This is a genomic window from Paenibacillus sp. RC84, assembly GCF_041260495.1.
GTDB lineage: Bacteria > Bacillota > Bacilli > Paenibacillales > NBRC-103111 > Paenibacillus_F.
Map to the genome: position 1 here is coordinate 331,980 of NZ_JBGBYL010000006.1, position 17,042 is coordinate 349,021.

The 17,042-nt window shown below is 57.7% G+C and carries 12 protein-coding genes and 1 riboswitch; of the genes, 6 read left to right on the forward strand and 6 right to left on the reverse strand.

Features of this window, described 5'->3' with window-relative positions; all coding sequences use genetic code 11:
• The first annotated feature begins 100 nt into the window (after positions 1-100).
• Both ABH899_RS16160 and ABH899_RS16165 read left to right on the forward strand, forming a co-directional pair.
• A complete protein-coding gene (locus ABH899_RS16160) occupies positions 101-1,039 on the forward strand; it encodes a DUF4846 domain-containing protein (RefSeq protein ID WP_369998075.1) in 939 nt (312 codons plus the stop codon).
• A gap of 132 nt (positions 1,040-1,171) precedes the next feature.
• Positions 1,172-2,215 carry an EAL domain-containing protein gene (locus ABH899_RS16165; RefSeq protein ID WP_369998077.1) on the forward strand — a complete coding sequence of 348 codons (1,044 nt, stop codon included), beginning with the start codon at positions 1,172-1,174 and terminating at the stop codon, positions 2,213-2,215.
• 37 nt (positions 2,216-2,252) lie between these two features.
• On the opposite strand, the gene ABH899_RS16170 is transcribed toward ABH899_RS16165, so the two are convergent.
• From ABH899_RS16170 to ABH899_RS16185, 4 genes are all read right to left on the reverse strand, one after another.
• Entirely contained in the window at positions 2,253-3,569 is a 1,317-nt protein-coding gene (locus ABH899_RS16170) for a deoxyguanosinetriphosphate triphosphohydrolase family protein (protein WP_369998079.1), read from the reverse strand.
• Positions 3,570-3,760: 191 nt separating this feature from the next.
• A complete protein-coding gene (locus ABH899_RS16175) occupies positions 3,761-4,117 on the reverse strand; it encodes a group I truncated hemoglobin (RefSeq protein WP_369998081.1) in 357 nt (118 codons plus the stop codon).
• Positions 4,118-4,323: 206 nt separating this feature from the next.
• Positions 4,324-4,953: a DUF3298 and DUF4163 domain-containing protein gene (locus ABH899_RS16180; RefSeq protein WP_369998083.1), complete on the reverse strand. Its 630-nt coding sequence runs from the start codon at positions 4,951-4,953 to the stop codon at positions 4,324-4,326.
• Positions 4,954-5,064: 111 nt separating this feature from the next.
• Entirely contained in the window at positions 5,065-6,516 is a 1,452-nt protein-coding gene (locus ABH899_RS16185) for an aminotransferase-like domain-containing protein (protein ID WP_369998085.1), read from the reverse strand.
• A 194-nt stretch (positions 6,517-6,710) separates the two neighbouring features.
• On the opposite strand from ABH899_RS16185, the gene ABH899_RS16190 reads away from it, so the two are divergent.
• Complete coding sequence (locus ABH899_RS16190) at positions 6,711-7,340, forward strand: LysE/ArgO family amino acid transporter (RefSeq protein WP_369998087.1); 630 nt, start codon at positions 6,711-6,713, stop codon at positions 7,338-7,340.
• Positions 7,341-7,486: 146 nt separating this feature from the next.
• Positions 7,487-7,586: riboswitch (purine riboswitch) on the forward strand.
• A 77-nt stretch (positions 7,587-7,663) separates the two neighbouring features.
• Positions 7,664-9,103 carry an NAD(P)/FAD-dependent oxidoreductase gene (locus ABH899_RS16195; RefSeq protein WP_369998089.1) on the forward strand — a complete coding sequence of 480 codons (1,440 nt, stop codon included), beginning with the start codon at positions 7,664-7,666 and terminating at the stop codon, positions 9,101-9,103.
• A gap of 357 nt (positions 9,104-9,460) precedes the next feature.
• Here ABH899_RS16195 and ABH899_RS16200 read toward each other — a convergent pair whose 3' ends face one another.
• Together ABH899_RS16200 and ABH899_RS16205 are read right to left on the reverse strand one after the other, a co-directional pair.
• Positions 9,461-10,159 carry a class I SAM-dependent methyltransferase gene (locus tag ABH899_RS16200; protein ID WP_369998091.1) on the reverse strand — a complete coding sequence of 233 codons (699 nt, stop codon included), beginning with the start codon at positions 10,157-10,159 and terminating at the stop codon, positions 9,461-9,463.
• 403 nt (positions 10,160-10,562) lie between these two features.
• Positions 10,563-11,570 (reverse strand): methyltransferase domain-containing protein, encoded by a 1,008-nt coding sequence (locus ABH899_RS16205; RefSeq protein ID WP_369998092.1) that lies wholly within the window; start codon positions 11,568-11,570, stop codon positions 10,563-10,565.
• 246 nt (positions 11,571-11,816) lie between these two features.
• On the opposite strand from ABH899_RS16205, the gene ABH899_RS16210 reads away from it, so the two are divergent.
• Together ABH899_RS16210 and ABH899_RS16215 are read left to right on the forward strand one after the other, a co-directional pair.
• Positions 11,817-13,385, forward strand: coding sequence for an NAD(P)H-hydrate dehydratase (locus tag ABH899_RS16210; RefSeq protein WP_369998094.1), 1,569 nt, complete (start codon positions 11,817-11,819; stop codon positions 13,383-13,385).
• Between the two features lie 392 nt (positions 13,386-13,777).
• Positions 13,778-17,008: a S8 family serine peptidase gene (locus tag ABH899_RS16215; protein ID WP_369998096.1), complete on the forward strand. Its 3,231-nt coding sequence runs from the start codon at positions 13,778-13,780 to the stop codon at positions 17,006-17,008.
• The last annotated feature ends 34 nt before the right edge of the window (positions 17,009-17,042 follow it).

Consider the following 17,042-nt stretch of genomic DNA (forward strand, 5'->3'; position numbering starts at 1 on the left):
CGGAGCCAACGCCAAAAAAGACTAGATTTCATTTCATCTTTTGTAAATAAATTCTAATATCCATTATAATGAAGAAAAGAGTTCAAAGGAGACCGCGAACATGTCCTTCTTATATAGCGATAAATGGAGACAAAGCGCGCTGCTGGGCCTGCTGGTTCTTTCGTTGGGAGTGTCCGGGTGTGAGTCGACCGGTTCTTCCGATCCGGCTGCCAAGCAGGCGGAGAAAGTGGCTGGGAGCGAGAAATCCGCAGCCGGACAGAAGGCCGCAAAGAACGCCGCCATCGTGACGCCCGAAGGCGTTACTTTGCAGGAACGGTTCAAAGCGCCGAAGGGGTTTGAACGCACGGCGGCCGAGCCGGGAAGCTTTGCGGCGTTTTTACGGGGGCTGAAGCTGAAGCCGGCCGGTTCGGTCGTTCATTTGTTCGACGGGCGTGAGAAAAACAAGCCGGGGGTCTACGAGGCGGTGGTCGATATCCCGATCGGCAGCCGCGATCTTCATCAGTGCGCCGATGCGGTTATGCTGCTGCGGGCCCAATATTTATTCGACCGGAAGCAGTACGGGAAAATTCATTTTAACTTTGTGAACGGGTTCAAGGCCGAATATTCAAAATGGATGAACGGATATCGAATTAAGATGAATGGAAATCAGGCATCGTGGGTAAAAAATGCTGGAGCCGATAACAGCCAGGAGGGATTCCGCAAGTTTATGGATGTGGTTTTCGCCTATGCGGGAACGTTGTCGTTGGAAAAAGAGCTGGTGCCGGTACAAAAAAGCGAAGTGAAGCCGGGAGATGTGTTCATTATCGGAGGATCGCCGGGACATGCGGTCATTGTCGTGGATACAGCGGTGAATAAGTCGACGGGGGAGACCTTGTTTATGTTGGCGCAAAGCTACACGCCCGCCCAGGAGACGCAAATTTTGGCGAATCCGGCAAATTCCGCTCAAAGCCCGTGGTACACGCTTAAAGAAGGAGGCGGTCTGAAAACGCCGGAGTGGGAATTCGGTGAAAATAGCTTGAGGAGATTTCAGGAGAATTAGGAAGTAAAAACCGTTTTCAAGTCTGAATTGCTCGATAAAATGAAATTTTATCCTTAAAGGTTGTAAATTAGAACCTTTATTAAGTAAGATAGACGTAAATCCATCCATTATGTGACATAGGGAGCGCTTTTCATGCAAAACTTTTGTTCGAAATGCTTCGTTGGGGAGCGCGGCTACACGGTCTATTTTGGCGGAAGCGAAACTTCCTCGTTTCTGGATGCCTATTTGCCGGAATACCCGGCGGATCAGTGGGATAAAATCGATTCACGGCTGTACTGGATGCACGAATCTCTGTTCAACGCCATGCTCGATTATGTGACCGCGCATCTGGAATATGCCAATATCCGGGCCGTGCGGGCGGACAAGCATGATCCCTTGCAGGGGCTGGACAAGCTCAAGCCCGTCCAATTTTTCAAGGAAGAACGAGACGCCCATTGGATTGACGATGTCATTACGAACCGCTCTATCCGGACTTTTTACCAGCCGATCGTTTCTTTTGACGGCGTGGATAGTTCCATTATCGGTTACGAGCTGCTGTCGCGGGGAGCCGGGCGGGACGGCGGGCTGATTCCGCCGGTGCAGCTGTTTCAGGCCGCTAAAGCGAGAGACCGTCTGTTCGCACTGGACCGCACATGCCGTCTGGAAGCTGTCCGGAACGCCGGCGGTCTGGATGACGGGCTGATTTTCATCAACTTCCTCCCGACTTCCATCTATAATCCCGTTCATTGTCTTAAATCGACGGTTGAGATGGTGGAGAGAACGGGGGTAAACCCCGAATCGATCGTTTTCGAAGTGGTGGAGAGCGAAGAAATCAACAATATGGACCATCTGAGAAGCATCTTGGCTTTTTACAAAAAACATGGCTTCCGCTATGCACTGGATGATGTCGGAACGGGTTTTAACAGCTTGCAGGTTCTTTCCGAGCTGGAGCCCGACGTCGTGAAACTGGCGCTTGAATTTTGCCGGGGCGTCAGTAAGGACAAAGGAAAACAGCGCGTGGCACGCGCTGTGGCAAGAATGACCCAGGAGCTCAATTCCCGTGCGCTCGCGGAAGGAATCGAAGACCGCGACGATCTGGAATGTCTCCGGGATCTCGGTTATGAATGGTTTCAGGGCTACTACTTCGGCAAGCCGGAGCCGCAGCCGCTGAGGGTTCTGCCGTCTTGGCCTGCATAAATATACAGGCTTTCTTCTAAAAAACAGGCATCCCGCCTTAGTCCATCTCGTAAATCGAGCCGGACTTGCTCGCGTAAAGCTCGGCGGCGACTTTCTCCGCGTACGCATCGGTCATGCCGGAGATATAATCGGCGACCAGCCGGGGCCAAGACCATACGGAGCGATGCAGCTCGTAGTTCTCGATCCAGTCCGGCGGAATAATGAGCTGTCCGTGATCCGGCACTTTAAAGCTGTCCCACAACCGGCGGATGATGATTTCGCTGCGCTTTTGAAGCCTCTGGACGCGGAAGTCCTTGACGAGCGTGACCCAGGCCAGCTTCTTGATAATCTCCATCGTACGGAGAAGATCCAGGTCCTGGCGGCCTTCACGCACGAACGTGACGCGCTTCCAGCCTTTGTCCGGGTCGTCGATGATGCCGACTTTGCCGGCGAAGGAACTGACCCAGCGGGCTTTCATCTCTCTGCGCGTGCGCGAGGCTTCCCGGTCGCACTGGGCGTAGATGAGCTCCCACTGCTCGAGGTAAGAGGCAAGCACCTGCTTCACCATCGCGGCGATGTCCACCTGCTCCCAGCCGACCTCGAGGTTGCCCTGATCGTTCACGATTTCCTGAACGAGGTGCCCGATCAGCCGGTCGTCTTCGAAGAAGGAGCGGTTCATCTGGATTTTGCCGGCACGGATGCCGTCCTCGATATCGTGCGTGGAGTAGGCGATGTCGTCGCACAAATCCATCAGCTGGGCTTCCAGCGTCGGACAGCCTTCCGGCATGTTCCACATGTCCCGGAGCTGCCGGATGCCCTCCCATTCCATCCCGTACACGCCTTTGAGCCGTCCCGGCTCTTCGAGGCTGTACGGGTATTTGTTGATGGCCAGAAGCACGGCGGCCGTCAAATCCAGGCCGCTGTCGCTGCCGGCGCGCTTCTCCAGAAACGTCAGAATCCTGAAATTCTGGGCGTTTCCTTCGTAGGAGAGGCCGTGCTCTTCCCCGAGAAGATGATTGAGCACTTCCTCGCCTTTGTGGCCGAACGGAGGATGTCCCAAATCATGCGCGAGCGATGCGCACTCCACGACGGCAGGGTCGATCATCAAGCCGGGATGCTCCCCGCCGATGCAAAACGCGTACTGTTTTCTCATACGCCGGGCAACCTCGCGGGCAATCTGCGAAACCTCTATGGAATGGGTAAGCCGCGTCCGGTAATAGTCCCCGGTCCCCGCACCGAATACCTGCGATTTGCCCTGCAGCCGGCGGAACACCGGAGACTGAATAAGACGGGCGTAATCGCGCTCGTATTCGTCCCGTTCCTCGCTGAATGTACCCAGTGCGGGTTCATCCAAACGGTACTTGCGCATATCCATCCGTTTCCCCCCTTTCTACCTTCTCTATATGTGAATAATCCTAACACGTGAAGACGTTTTGCAAATTGTAGCACATTCGGTCCCCGCGAGAAAAGAGGACAAAGATTCAGGAGGACCTTCGTCCAGACCGCAGCGGGCGGGGTAGAGGCAGTTATCGACGGGAGTTCCGGCGGGTGATGCCCGTATCCGTTTTATTTGTAAAGGATATCGCCCCTTAGGGATTCCACCTTCTCCGTGATTTGACGGATATCGTCTCCCGTGACTCCGAAATGCGTCAAGGAGGCTTCCAAATGGTTGACGATGCTGTCGAAATGCTCGGGCTGCAGGTTCAGTCCCGTATGGGCCGCAGCCATAGACCTGCCGGTGTAGGGAGCGCCGCCGAGCGCATAGCTGATGAAAGCCGTCTGATGACGCAGCTGTTTCGCCATATCCGTATCCCGGAAGAAATGATTGACCGATTCGTCCTCTATGACACGCTTGTAAAACTCCTCTACGACTTTTCCGATTGCGTCTTTTTCGCCAAGCTTTTCGTATAAGTTGGTTTCCATTGGTTATCCGCCTCCTAGGTATGGGATCCTGCTCTTTATATTACCCTTCGGAGCGCTAAAATCTCAAAAAATCCCTGTCCGTCAATCAGGGACAGGGATTAAAGTCGTGCAGATTCGGCTTCCTTCCCGATTGTAACGGAAACAGAGAAAAAGCAGCCTCCATTTGAGAGGCTGCCGCTTCGTCCGATAACCGGCCGGGGATTTTACTAGCTGACGTCTACCGCGAGGATGTCCAGGGGACCTCCTTCTGCCGCGATGGGAAGCAGATCGTACACCGAGATCGGAAACATGGGAAATCCGACGTAATAGGGAGTGATTTCAAGCAGATCGAAATACAACACGAGCGCTTTGTCCGCCAGATAGAAGTTTTGATCGGGCCAGACGGATTTGAACGGAGGGTTCAGCAGGGGCAGTTTCCGCCGCTGAAGCTGTACCCTTACGTGCTGCGAAAGCAGTTCCACGTAGCCGCTTCCGGGCTTGAAAAGCTGTGAAAGGGTGAAAAAATTCCCGGAATTCACATCGCATGTTAGAGATTCCGCAACGGTATACCCGTGGGCCATGGGGGCCGAATAGGCATAGTTGGTGGCGATCAGACTGAGCAGCCCTCTTTGGTTCGTTTTCACCTCATAATGACCCGTCATCTCACGGAGAGTGCCGGTCTGGTATTTCTTCTGTTCGTTAACGAGCGAAGCCGTAAGGCCGGAGAATGCTGCGTTTAGCTTTTTCTGAACCGCAGGGCTTTGAAGGCCCGAAAGTCTCGGCGTATAGATCGTCACACCCGGAGATGTGACGGTTTCGGTTTCCACCTGCACGGGAAGCTGAAATAAGGAGGTCATGCTCTTCTTCCTTTCCGGATGCCGTCTCATGCTTAACCTATTGCGGGAAAAAGGTTTTTAGACGTCCGGTCCGGCAAACCGGCTCCAAAGTTCGGCATCCCGGCATTCGTGTCAGCGGGCAAGCCGGCGGATAAGAGCGGAGAGCTTCAGCAGCCCCTTTTCCAGATCCTCAAGCGAAGCGTAGGAGTACGAAAGTCTGAGATAAGGGCCGGGGAGAGGGTCGTACAGGCTTCCCGGATTCAGAAGGATGCCTGCCTGGAGCCCTTTCTCAAACAATTCTCTCATGGAGAGAGAACGGGTTAGTTTCAGCCAGATGTAAAAGCCCCCGGACGGGACTTTCCAGGAGGCGATATCCTTGAACCCGCTGTCCAGCAGCTCCAGGGTCCGGTCGCGGCGCCTCCGCATCTCCGCACGGACCGTCTCCAGATGCCGCAGGTACAACCCGCCGGAGAGAAGTTCGGCGGCCGCCCACTGCGACAGCGAGCTGGAGCCGTAATCCGTCTGCATCTTGAGGTCGGCCAGCCGGTCGATGACGGCTTCGGGTCCGACCACCCAGCCGATGCGCAGGCCGGGGCTCCATGTCTTGGACAAGCTTCCGAGGTGCAGGACAAGCCCGTTCTTGTCCATCGCTTTCAGCGGCGGAGGCGGGGGCTCGTCGAGCCACAACTCGCGGTACACGTCATCCTCGATGACGGGAAGCTGCGCTGTCTCGCACACCTCCAGCAGCTCTTTTCTCCGGTCCTCCGGCATCAGGATGCCGGTCGGGTTATGAAAAGAGGGGATCGTGTAGAGCATGGCTCCCTTGGCGCGCTTGGCCAGCTCCGGAATGCGTCCGGTCACCACTCCGCGCTCATCCATCGGAAGACCGCACAGGCGGACCCCGGCGGATTGGAACATATGGAGCGAGAACAAGTAAGACGGCTTCTCCAGCAGCAGGGTGGAGCCGGGCTGTGCCAGGCCGAGGGAAATGAGCTGGAGCGCCTGCAGCGCTCCCGAGACGATCATAATGGACGAAGGTGAGGCATGGATGCCGCTTGTGCTCAGATAAGCGCTAATCCTCTCCCGGAGAGAGAGAAGCCCCTTCGGCTCCTCGTAGCCGAGCGAAGTCATGCGGCCCGGCAGCCTCTCGAGCACTTTTCTCGTCATTTCGTGGGGGTGGAGAGCGGGAGAAAGCTCGCCGGTTCCCAGCCTGATCATGCCCGGGGTGAACTCCGCCCGGTTGATCTCCTGGATCATCGCCCGGTTGGGCCGGTGGACGCCCGACTGCACGTAAGAGGTCCAGTCCGGAACGGCCGACGGCGTGAGCAGCGTCCAGGAATTGTTGACGACCCGTGTGCCGCTTCCGCTGCGGCCTTCCAGGATTCCGTCGGCGATCAGCTCGTCAACGGCGGCTACGACGGTGCTGCGGTTGACTTCGAAGACGGCGGCCATAGCGCGCTGAGGAGGGATTTTCGTGCCTACGGGCCACTCGCCGTTTTCGATTTTGCTTTTAATATACTGTTTGATTTGAACGGATAAGGGGATGGAAGAAGCCTTGTCGGGTTTCCAGCTGCTGTCCTGCATGAAGGGTTCCTGCTTTCTTGGAGTATGTCCGGCTTTCTGAACGGTCCTCTGCATGTAGCCGGTCCTGGATCGCTTGTTCCAGTATAACGTTTGGTTGGCCCGCGATCCATCCAAATGGATGGAGACAAACGGTTATCTTTCTATATCATGAGGAAGTAAGAAAAGAGACTAACGGCAGAGATGGAGGAACCGGCATGATGTTAACGGCTGCGGCCGCCCTGCACGGCCTAATTCTGGCTATGGGGCTTATTTTGCCTCTCGGGGTGCAGAACGTATTTATTTTCAATCAGGGAGCTTTGCACAAAACATATACCCGGGCGCTTCCGGCCGTTCTGACGGCTTCGTTTTGCGACACGCTTCTGATCGGTTTGGCGGTTTTCGGCGTTTCCGTTCTCGTACTGAAAATCTGGTGGATCAAAACCGCGCTTATGACGGCAGGCGTGATTTTTCTCGCTTATATGGGCTGGACAACATGGAAGAGCGCTTCACGCAAGGACACGGACGAACCCGCAGCGGGTGATGAAACACGTTACCCCGCACGCAAACAAATCGCATTCGCCGCTTCGGTTTCCCTGCTGAATCCTCATGCCATCCTGGATACGGTCGGTGTCATCGGCACGAGCTCCTTGCAGTACACCGGAACGCATAAATGGGTGTTCGCCCTGGCGTGCATCCTTGTTTCCTGGCTTTGGTTCTTCGGTTTGGCCGCGCTGGGCTGGCTGACGGGCCGGATAAGCGGGTCCGCCCGGTTTACGGCGGTTCTGGGCAAGGTGTCGGCGATTGTGATGTGGCTGTCGGCGGGCTACATCGCGCTTTCCTTTTAATGTTCGTGTTTTGGTGGATAAATCGCTTGATTTCTATGTAAATTGTTCTTTTAGAAAAAATAAACCGAATGTTTAATAGGATTTAGGTTGACTTCGAACATAATTTTCGTTAACCTGTTTAAGGGGCAAACGTCTCCGTTACCAACTAAATTTGCGTTTTACCTATTCGTATATCTTTGGCAATACGGGCCAGAGGTCTCTACAAGGAACCGAAAATTCCTGGCTACGAATGGACGGTTTTACCGTACCATTCGAAGGCCGGGATTTTTTTGCGTGCCCGGCTTAAGCCTGATACCTTTCATAACTGACTGGGGGATACGATCATGAGCAACCGTTACGATGTCATTATTGTGGGGGCCGGACCGGCCGGGATATTCGCTGCCTATGAATTTTCGTTAAAATCACCGCACCTTAAAGTGCTGCTTGTAGATAAAGGGCATGACATCGACAGCCGCCGCTGTCCGATTCTGGAAGAGAAAATCAAGCTGTGTCCGCCTGCCGCGGGACGCAAGGAATTTGCGGGCTGCCTGCCCGCCTGCTCGATTACCGCCGGTTTCGGCGGAGCGGGGGCTTACAGTGACGGCAAGTTCAACATCACGACGGAATTCGGAGGCTGGCTGACGGACTATCTGCCGCCTTCGCGCGTGCTGGATCTCATCCGGTATGTGGATGACATCAACTTGAAGCACGGTGCCCAGCAGACGCTGACGGATCCGCTTACGGACGTCGTGTCCTCCATTGAAAACCGCGCTTACGCGGCGGGACTCAAGCTATTAAGGGCGCAGGTCCGCCATCTGGGGACGGAGCAGAATCTTGAAATTCTCCGCTCGATCAACACGTACCTGAAAACGAAAGTGGACATGCGTTTCAAAACGGAAGTAGCCGACCTGCTGACAAGCAAAACGGCCGATGGCCATAAAATCCGGGGCATTGTGCTAAACAGCGGGGAAGAGATCGAAGCCGATTCCGTAATCGTGGCTCCCGGCCGCGACGGTTCCGCTTGGCTGACGAGCGTTCTGCGCAAACGCCGCCTGAAAATGTACAACAACCAGGTCGACGTCGGCGTCCGTGTGGAAACATCCGATGTCGTGATGCAGGAAATCAACAAGCATCTGTATGAAGGCAAGTTTATTTTCAACACGTCGGTCGGCACCCGCGTCCGCACCTTCTGCAGCAATCCTTCGGGACATGTTGTCGTGGAAAATCACAGCGGCGTCATGGCGGCCAACGGCCATGCGTACAAAGACCCGGCGCTCGGTTCGCGGAACACGAACTTCGCCCTGCTTGTCTCGCACCAGTTTACGGAGCCGTTCGATAAACCGAACGAATACGCCCGCGAGATTTGCAAACGCGCCAACGATCTCTCCAACGGCGGCGTCATCGTTCAGAAATACGGCGACATCATCCGCGGCCGCCGCTCTACGGAAGGCCGGATCAAGGAAGGATTTCTTGAGCCTACATTGAAAGAGGCCGTTCCCGGCGATCTGGGGCTCGTTCTCCCTTACAACACGATGAAGAGCCTGGTGGAGATGGTGGAGGCGCTGGAAAAAGTAACACCGGGCATCGCTTCCGAGCACACGCTGTTTTACGGCGTGGAAGCGAAGTTCTACTCCGCCCGTCCGAAGCTCACCGAGCAGCTCGAAACCGAAATCGCCGGCCTGTACTGCGGCGGGGACGGCGCCGGCGTAACGCGTGGACTGGCCCAGGCGGGGGCGGCGGGCGTATGGATCGCCCGCGCTGTGGCGGAACGGGTTCAAGGTTAACCGAGCTTTAGGCGAGCGAAGCTGCTGAGCCTGCCGTAATCGAGCCGCTTCAAACGGGAAGCATCGAGCTCCGCTAAATTGCTGGGGCGCACGACGCGCGAATCGCACGATCCGGGGCTGGACTCGGCGCGTGCGTTCTCCAGATTGTGCGGCTTTCTGTGTTTAATGAAGGAAGCCCTGCAGACGGAATATCGTCTGCAGGGCTTTTTGGTGCGCCCGCTGCCGGGCTATTGGTCCGGGGATGGCTGCCGCCGGCAACGCCCCGCACACTGGACGCACCGCCGAAAACCGCCGGTTCCCGGGGAATAAGCGGAGGGAGACAGCTTCAAGCGTGGAACGCGACAGTCCACGTTCCCGTTATGCTCCCGCCGGCATATGCAGCCACCAGACCCCGGCGCACTCCGGCAGGGTGACCCAGTTGTTCCGCGTTGTTTTCGCAGCCAGATCTTTTCCGAAGAAGAAGCGTGCCATTTCCTCGGCTTCCTTCAGCGACGCGAAGGTGTAATCCAGGCGGAACGTCTCGTGGGCAAAGCCATATTTTTGCGTCAGCAGCGCGTAGTAAGACTTCAGGAACGCGGGAGGGTCCGGAACCTCCGTGCCGGTGCCCATCGTTTCCAGCAGGATGAGAGTTCCGCCGGGGCGCAGAACCCGTCTCATCTCGGCAAGAGCTTGCGCCACATTGGCTTCCCAGCCCGGGACGTCCGAGCCGGCGAGGTAGCAGAGGCTCCAGCCGCAGACGAGAAGATCGGCGGAGTCATCCGCCAGAGGGAGGCTGCGGTGGTCGGCGGCTGTGCAGCGCCAGTTCGTCAGCCCCGCCTGCCGGAGCTTGGAGGCGGTGACCTCCAGCATGCCGGACGAGGCGTCCAGGGCGGTGACCGATGCGGCCTTCGGCGCCAAAACGGCCGTCAGGCGGCCCGTCCCCGCTCCAAGGTCCACGATATCCAGCCCTTCATGCGGGCGGATGCGGTCAATCCTTTCCGCCAGACCGGGTTGTCTGGAGATCATCCGGTCGTACAGATGAGTCTGATTGCGGTAAATATCGGTATGGTCGGGCATGCGGATCTTACCTCCATTTTGCGGAATTAAAATGTGGAATCGGTTCTCCCTCCATACCCTAAGCGTTCACGCAGCGGCAAGGTCAAGCGGATTTTCGTTTCCTGATCGAGCGAAAAACTCAACGGGCGTTCTCACGCGAACAGCCCTGTCCGTTCCGTAGTCCACGCAATGCATTCTCCGCCGTTCCGCAAAACCGGTCCATGCCTTGTCCGCTTCATTCTCTAGCAATTTATTTCAGGCAAAGCTCTCCAAGCAAAGCTCTCTAGGCAAAACCTTCTCCGCTTCGGCAAACCGAATGCCGCTAATTGCTCTGACAGGTATGCTGATGCAAGATACCGGTATCCCGCCCGGTACAGGTCGGGAAGATGCTGGATCGCACAGCGTTTCCGGCGAAGCCCCTGTTTTACGGAAGCCCACGCCGGGCGGCAGCCAGATAAAGCTCGGGCGAAAGCTTGAGGCACTTGCTTTCAAACCCGTTCGGACCAAACCAGTCCCAAAAATCCAACACGCCGGCCGGTGATTCCGAACGATGCTTGTCAACCGGGGCTCCTCCATCGGCATTCCGGTTTATAAAACCCGCAATCGCGATGCGGCCCTGCGGTTTCAGCACCCGTGCCATTTCGTTCAGCGCCAATTTTTGCTGCCTGCCGGATAAATGGTGAAACGCAAAGCTGGTCACCACGAAATCGAACTGTCCGTCCGTATAGGGAATGGCCAGGAAGTTGCCGATTTTGGCCGTCATGCCCGGGAATTTGGACCTGCAGATACGGAGCATCTCCTTGGACTGGTCGACTCCGTTCATAACCGCTCCGCGCTCCATAAACAAACCGGCGAGATTGCCGGTCCCGGTGCCCAGATCAAGTCCCGTTTCCCCGGGTGCCGGATTAATTTCCTCCACGGTCCGCTCAAGCGCTTCGCGGTAACCGGGATAAGCCGAATCCCCGCTCCATACCCGCTCGTCATGAGAAGAAGCCAGCTCGTCGAAGTTCCAGCGGTCCTCCCAGTTGCGGAGCTCACGGACCTCTCTGGAATCCTGCGCAAGCCGGTAAAAGTCCTCCAAGGGAAGCCCGCGGCTCCCCTGCAAAAGCCCGATCATATGGTCGGTCGTTTGAAGCGTTTGCCTGGTCTCCAGCAGACGGGCGTAGAGGACAGAACGCTGCAGCTCCAGATAATGGAGCAGTTCATCGTGCTCGCCCCGTTCCACTTGCTCCAGAGCGGCCTGAATACCGCTGACGGACATGCCGGATTCACGCAGGGCGACGATCGTCCGCAGCCTCCAGATTTCTTGTTCGGTAAAAGAGCGGTACCCGCTGGAGAGTTCCTTACCCGGTGCGATCAGCCCTTTTTCTTCGTAAAAGCGGATAGCCCGGGCCGATATTCCCAGCCGTTTGGCTGCTTCTTTAATGTGCATAGCGGTCTTCCTCCCGTAATTCAGCCGGCAGCGCGCCGGAATTTCGTCTATCTCCGCTTCTAGCTTAAACCTTTCCGTAACGGGAAGGTAAACCCTTCTTTTTGCCGGGCAGTCCGCTGCTCTGGTCCAAAAGTTTAATTCTGCGGTTCAGCCTCTTATACTGGTTAGTAGAGGGTTAAATAGAATCAGAGAGTAAGACCGGTTTTTCCTTCCGAACAGAACCCACCGTTTAAGGAGGTCCAAACGATGCGAATCGTATCAGGCGAAGACATGTACGAAATCGACCGTCATACCGTGAACCTCATCGGAATAAGCGCCGACACGTTGATGGAAAGCGCGGGGAGGGCGGCCGCATCCCTTCTGCTGGAGCGGATTCCGCCGGAAGCGGAGGTTGTCGTGCTTTCCGGTGCGGGAAGCAACGGTGGGGACGGAATCGTGCTCGCTCGAGTCCTGAAAGCGCACGGCCGACGGGTATCGCTGTGGCTGATTCCGCCCCGGGACAAAATCGGGGGCGCCGCCGCGGCCGCGTTGTCCGTCTATGAAAAATCGGGCTATGCCGCCGCCGATTACATAGGTTCGGAGGCTGAGCTGGAACGCCGGCTTGAGCGGGCGGACGCGATTGTCGATGCGCTTCTCGGCATCGGAGTGAAGGGCCCTCTCCGCGAGCCGTACCGGAACCTGATCGGGAAGATCAACGGGCAGCGTGCGGCCGTTTACGCGATCGATCTTCCGAGCGGAGTTCCCGCGGACGGGGGCCCCGTAGAAGCGGCCGTCCGGGCGGATGTCACCGTGACGATCCAGTACCCGAAGCTCGGTACGTTCACGCACCCGGCCGCTTCTTACTGCGGCGAGCTGCTCGTCGCCGATATCGGCATCCCGCCTGCCGCAGCCGCGGGCTTGCCCCGCCGCTCCCTGTGGACGCTGCCGGATGTGCGGAGGACGCTGCCGCGCCGGGAAGCATCCTCGCACAAGGGGACGCACGGCAGGCTGCTGGTGGCCGGCGGGTCCCTGCGGATGCCCGGAGCCGTCGTCCTCGCGTCCCGTGCGGCGCTCCGAAGCGGAGCCGGGCTCGTGACGGCGGCGGTGCCGGACTGCATCCACGCGATTGCGGCGGGCCATTACCCGGAGGCGATGTACCTGCCTTCACCGTCGGAGGACGGTCACTTCCGGGGCGAGCTGCCTCTGGAAGGCGCCTCCTTCGGCGCGATCGCCGCAGGGCCCGGCTTGGGCCGCACGCCGGGCGGCCGGGCTGTCGTGGAACAGGTGCTGCGCCAAGATGCGCCCGTCCTGCTGGACGCGGACGCCTTGTTCCACGCCGCAGAACTTCTGCCGCTGCTGCGGAAGCGCCGCAAGCCGACGGTGCTGACGCCGCATCCGGGCGAGATGGCCCGGCTTACGGGCAGCACCGCCGCGGCGGTAGAGGACGACAGGTTCGGCGTGTCCGCCCGCTTTGCGGCCGAGACCGGCGCCTATGTCGTCCTGAAGGGGCCGCATACGATCGTCGCGGCCCCGGACGGCACGCAGCACGTCAACACGACGGGCAGCGCCGCATTGGCCAAGGGCGGCTCCGGCGACGTGCTGACAGGCATCGCGGCGGCGTTTCTTTTGCAGCACGAGGACGTTCTGCAGGCGGTCAGCAATGCCGTGTACATCCATGGCCTGGCTGCAAGTCTGCTGACGGAGGAACGCCACTCCCTTGCGGATGTTCTGGCCAGCGACGTAATCGAAAGCATCCCGGCGGCATTCCGGCATATTTATGGAGATGAGGGAGGCGCGGAAGGGAAGGCGCCGAAGCCCGACGGCCGCTTCTTTTAACCGTTATCCCGCAGCTTTCAGAAACTTTGTTGCGGATTGTCGGCCCCAGGTCCGGATGAGACGGCTGAGACACGCGGCATACCGTGTTATCCGCACTTCGCGAGCTGTCCGCGCGGTGCGGCGCTGTATGGCGATAGCCGGCACATGCCGGCCGTTTACCAAAGGCTGAGGAAGAGCGGAAGAACTTTTTATGCAAGACAGGACGTAACTTCCGGAGAATATCCCCATATGGACGTCTCTGTAGAGAGATTGCATGGTTTTCAGCAAGATTCAGGGAGGATTCTTTTTTTAATATTCCGTTTATTTACAAAAGTGGGTGTGCGGCAGGAATTCGGGAACCGGAAGCGAATGCCTAATAAGGATCGCGATGTGAGGTTTGGAGGTTTTTTTGTATGCGAAAAATAAGTCTGCTGGTGCTGGCCGCGCTATTGGCCTTGAGTCTGTCTGTCCCGGCGTTCGGAGCGGAGCCTTCGCTTTCTTTGAAGAAAAACGGTTCGACTCCCCGATATGAAAGACCGCAGGCTTTGAAAGACGCGCTGCCCGGACAGGTTATCGTCAAATACAAAGAAAAAGCGGATACGATGAGTATGCAGGGACTGATGGGTCCCGAGAAGAAAGCGGACCTTCCCGATCCGCCGAGTTCGAAATACAAACAGCGTGTAGGATCGAAGGGTCTGGTCACGATGGAATTTCCCAAGTCCGAGCCGGTTTCGGACGTGCTTGAGGAACTGGAGAACGACCCCGACGTGGATTTCGTCGAACCCGTTTATCCCGTATGGGCCGCCGAGACGAAGGCTGCCGTACGGAATGGTCGCACCGGGCAGGGAGCGGCGGCGCGGTCAACGACCGGTGCCGCAAGCGCGACGGATTCGCCCGCTAAAGCGGCTTCCTTGCCGAACGACCCTTATGTGGAGCAGCAGTGGTGGTACCGGGCGATCCAGTCGGATCTCGCGGATACGGGTACGGCGGACGCCAAACTGTCCGGCGTTGTGATCGCCGTTGTCGATACGGGCGTGGATTCTTCCCATGACGATCTGAAAGGGAGCCTCGTGGACGGGTACAATTTCGTCAGCAACACGCCGGACACCCGGGATGATAACGGCCACGGTACGAATGTGGCGGGCATTGCGGCGGCACGGAAAGACAACGGAGTCGGTATAGCCGGAGTGGCCAGCGGAGCCAAAATTATGCCCGTTAAGGTACTCGACAGCGAAGGCTACGGAAGAACGGACGTGATAACCGAGGGCATCTATTGGGCCGTAGATCACGGAGCGGATGTGGTAAATCTCAGCTTGACGTCGGCAAGCTCTTCCCGGGTCATGGAGGAGGCGGTCCAATACGCCCTGCAAAGAGGCGTGATCGTCGTTTCCGCCGCAGGCAACGAAAGCAACCACTGGACGGGCAACGATACGGGAGAACTGGACCAGGTAAAAGGCAGCGAAGATCCGTTGGCCCACCGGTTCGTGAAGGATGTGGCCTTTCCGGCCAAGCTGCCGGGAGTCCTTGCGGTAGGCGCCGTCGACTGGTATCCCCAAACGGAATTTATCGTGGCGGATTTCTCCAATTCCGGCAGCAGCCTGAGCGTAGTCGCACCGGGCGTGGACATATACAGCACGAACAAAGGCAACGGATACACCGGACGCAACGGAACTTCGATGGCGGCCCCGATGGTGTCCGGCCTTGCCGCTCTCATTCTCGCGGGGGATGCCGGTCTGGATGATCTTTCTACTTCCGAAAGGGTGGAGCGAGTAGGCCGTATCATTTCTGAAACCGCCAAGGACCTGGGTCCTTCCGGCTTTGACGATGAATACGGGTCCGGGCTGATCGATGTCAAGAAAGCCATGGAAACACCGCGTGTAAATATCCAGGCGGCTAACGGCAGCACGAATTTGACCGGAACGGGCGAGCTTCAGGCTGACATCCGGCTTCTTGACAAAGACGGTTCTCTCGCAGCGGGCGCCAGCGGTGCCGGTAAGGCGGATTTGTTCGCTTACACGCCGAACGGCACGGAGCCCCAGTTCGTTAAAACGTTAACGTTTCAAGCCAGTCAAGGAAAAGCTTCTCTTACATACAAGCCGGATAAAGCCGGCAAATATTTATTGGTTGCCTACAACGATGAGAAAAGTCCGCTTTGGGTGAGCGGCGAGCTTACGTTCCAGAAGAAGCCTCAAGCTCCCCAAGCCAGCCTCCGGAGCGGAAGCTATACGGGTACACAGAAAGTCACGCTGAACGCATCCGACCCTGGCGCCAAAATATACTACACCTTAACCGGAGCGGCGCCTACCGTACAGTCTGCCGTGTATACCGGCGGCCCTATCGAGATCTCCCGGACACAAACGCTGAGAGTTATCTCGGCCGCAGGCGGAGCCGTCAGCGAAATCCAGACCTACCGCTATGAAATCGCGGCAAGCGGCGGGAATACCGGAGGCGGGGACGGCACCGGACAGCCCTCGGAAGAAACCGTTACCCCCGTTAAGGCGGACTCAACCGTAATCCAGGAAAAAGGCTATGCCATGCTGGATGTGAAGGTTACCGACGAGAATTTGCAGCCGCTGCTTAAAAATCCGGGTGTGTCTCTGATCGGGGTACAGGCCGTTTCTTCCGGAAAAAACAACACCGCCGGAGCGAAAGTTCATCTTCCGGCATCCTTCTTCGGCGGCGGCCAGCCCAAAGGGCTGCTCATTACGACGAGTGAAGGGACCTTAAGGCTGGATCCGGGCTCTCTTCAAGTGGACGGTAGCGAGGAAGCGGTTATTTCTCTCCGCCGGACGCATGCCACCGAGAGCCTGACGTCGGCTTATCCTGAAGGCGCGTCGCCTATGTCTTCCATCCTGGAGATTAAAATAATGGCCGGAAGCCGGATGATCGGCAATCTCCAAAAGCCCGCGACCGTGACTCTCACTCACGCTGCGGCGTCCGATTTGGGAGTCGACCCCGAGAAAATGGGTGCCTTCGTTTACTCGGATGACGATTCTGAGTGGAAGTATGTGAAGGGCGCCCAAAACGAGGGCAGCATGACGTTTGCCGTCGACGGCTCCTCGTACGCGGCTGTCTTCGCGGTCGACCGCACGTTCGCCGATATGAGCACCCACTGGGCGAAACGACCCGTGGAAGTTCTCGCCGCCCGGCAGATCGTGGACGGCATGGACGCCAGCGGCTTCGTTCCTCAGGCGGGCGTGACACGGGCCCAGTTCGCGGCGATGCTGGCCCGCCTGCTGCAGCTTCCGGCGGCTGCGGACGGCAAGCAGCAGTTCCGTGACGTCGCGAAGGGCGCTTGGTACGCCGATGTCGTGGCCCGCTCCTACAGCGCGGGGCTCGTCTCCGGCGTCACGGACGACCGCTTCATGCCGGACGAGCCTATCACGCGTGAGCAGATGGCCGCCATGCTGGTTCGCGCCTTCGCTTACGGCAGCGGCATAGCGCCGGACGAGCTTCCCGTGCCGAAGACGGCTTCTTTCGCCGACGAAGGCACGGCGGGGAGCTGGGCGGTGCCGTATATGCGGAAGGCCGCCGGGCTCGGTCTGATCGACGGCTACGAAGACGGCACCTTCAAGCCGTTGAACGGCGCCACGAGGGCGGAATCCGCAAGCGTGATTTACAAGCTGAGCGCGCGCGAGTACTGATTTTTCACATACTGAACGTTGAATGTGCTGTTAA

Coding starts and splice junctions, on each gene's coding strand:
- ABH899_RS16195 (WP_369998089.1), top strand. CDS start 7,664: ATGAGCAACCGTTACGATGTCATTATTGTGGGGGCCGGACCGGCCGGG.
- ABH899_RS16200 (WP_369998091.1), bottom strand. CDS start 10,159: ATGCCCGACCATACCGATATTTACCGCAATCAGACTCATCTGTACGAC.
- ABH899_RS16185 (WP_369998085.1), bottom strand. CDS start 6,516: ATGCAGGACAGCAGCTGGAAACCCGACAAGGCTTCTTCCATCCCCTTA.
- ABH899_RS16160 (WP_369998075.1), top strand. CDS start 101: ATGTCCTTCTTATATAGCGATAAATGGAGACAAAGCGCGCTGCTGGGC.
- ABH899_RS16180 (WP_369998083.1), bottom strand. CDS start 4,953: ATGACCTCCTTATTTCAGCTTCCCGTGCAGGTGGAAACCGAAACCGTC.
- ABH899_RS16170 (WP_369998079.1), bottom strand. CDS start 3,569: ATGGATATGCGCAAGTACCGTTTGGATGAACCCGCACTGGGTACATTC.
- ABH899_RS16165 (WP_369998077.1), top strand. CDS start 1,172: ATGCAAAACTTTTGTTCGAAATGCTTCGTTGGGGAGCGCGGCTACACG.
- ABH899_RS16175 (WP_369998081.1), bottom strand. CDS start 4,117: ATGGAAACCAACTTATACGAAAAGCTTGGCGAAAAAGACGCAATCGGA.
- ABH899_RS16210 (WP_369998094.1), top strand. CDS start 11,817: ATGCGAATCGTATCAGGCGAAGACATGTACGAAATCGACCGTCATACC.
- ABH899_RS16215 (WP_369998096.1), top strand. CDS start 13,778: ATGCGAAAAATAAGTCTGCTGGTGCTGGCCGCGCTATTGGCCTTGAGT.
- ABH899_RS16205 (WP_369998092.1), bottom strand. CDS start 11,570: ATGCACATTAAAGAAGCAGCCAAACGGCTGGGAATATCGGCCCGGGCT.
- ABH899_RS16190 (WP_369998087.1), top strand. CDS start 6,711: ATGATGTTAACGGCTGCGGCCGCCCTGCACGGCCTAATTCTGGCTATG.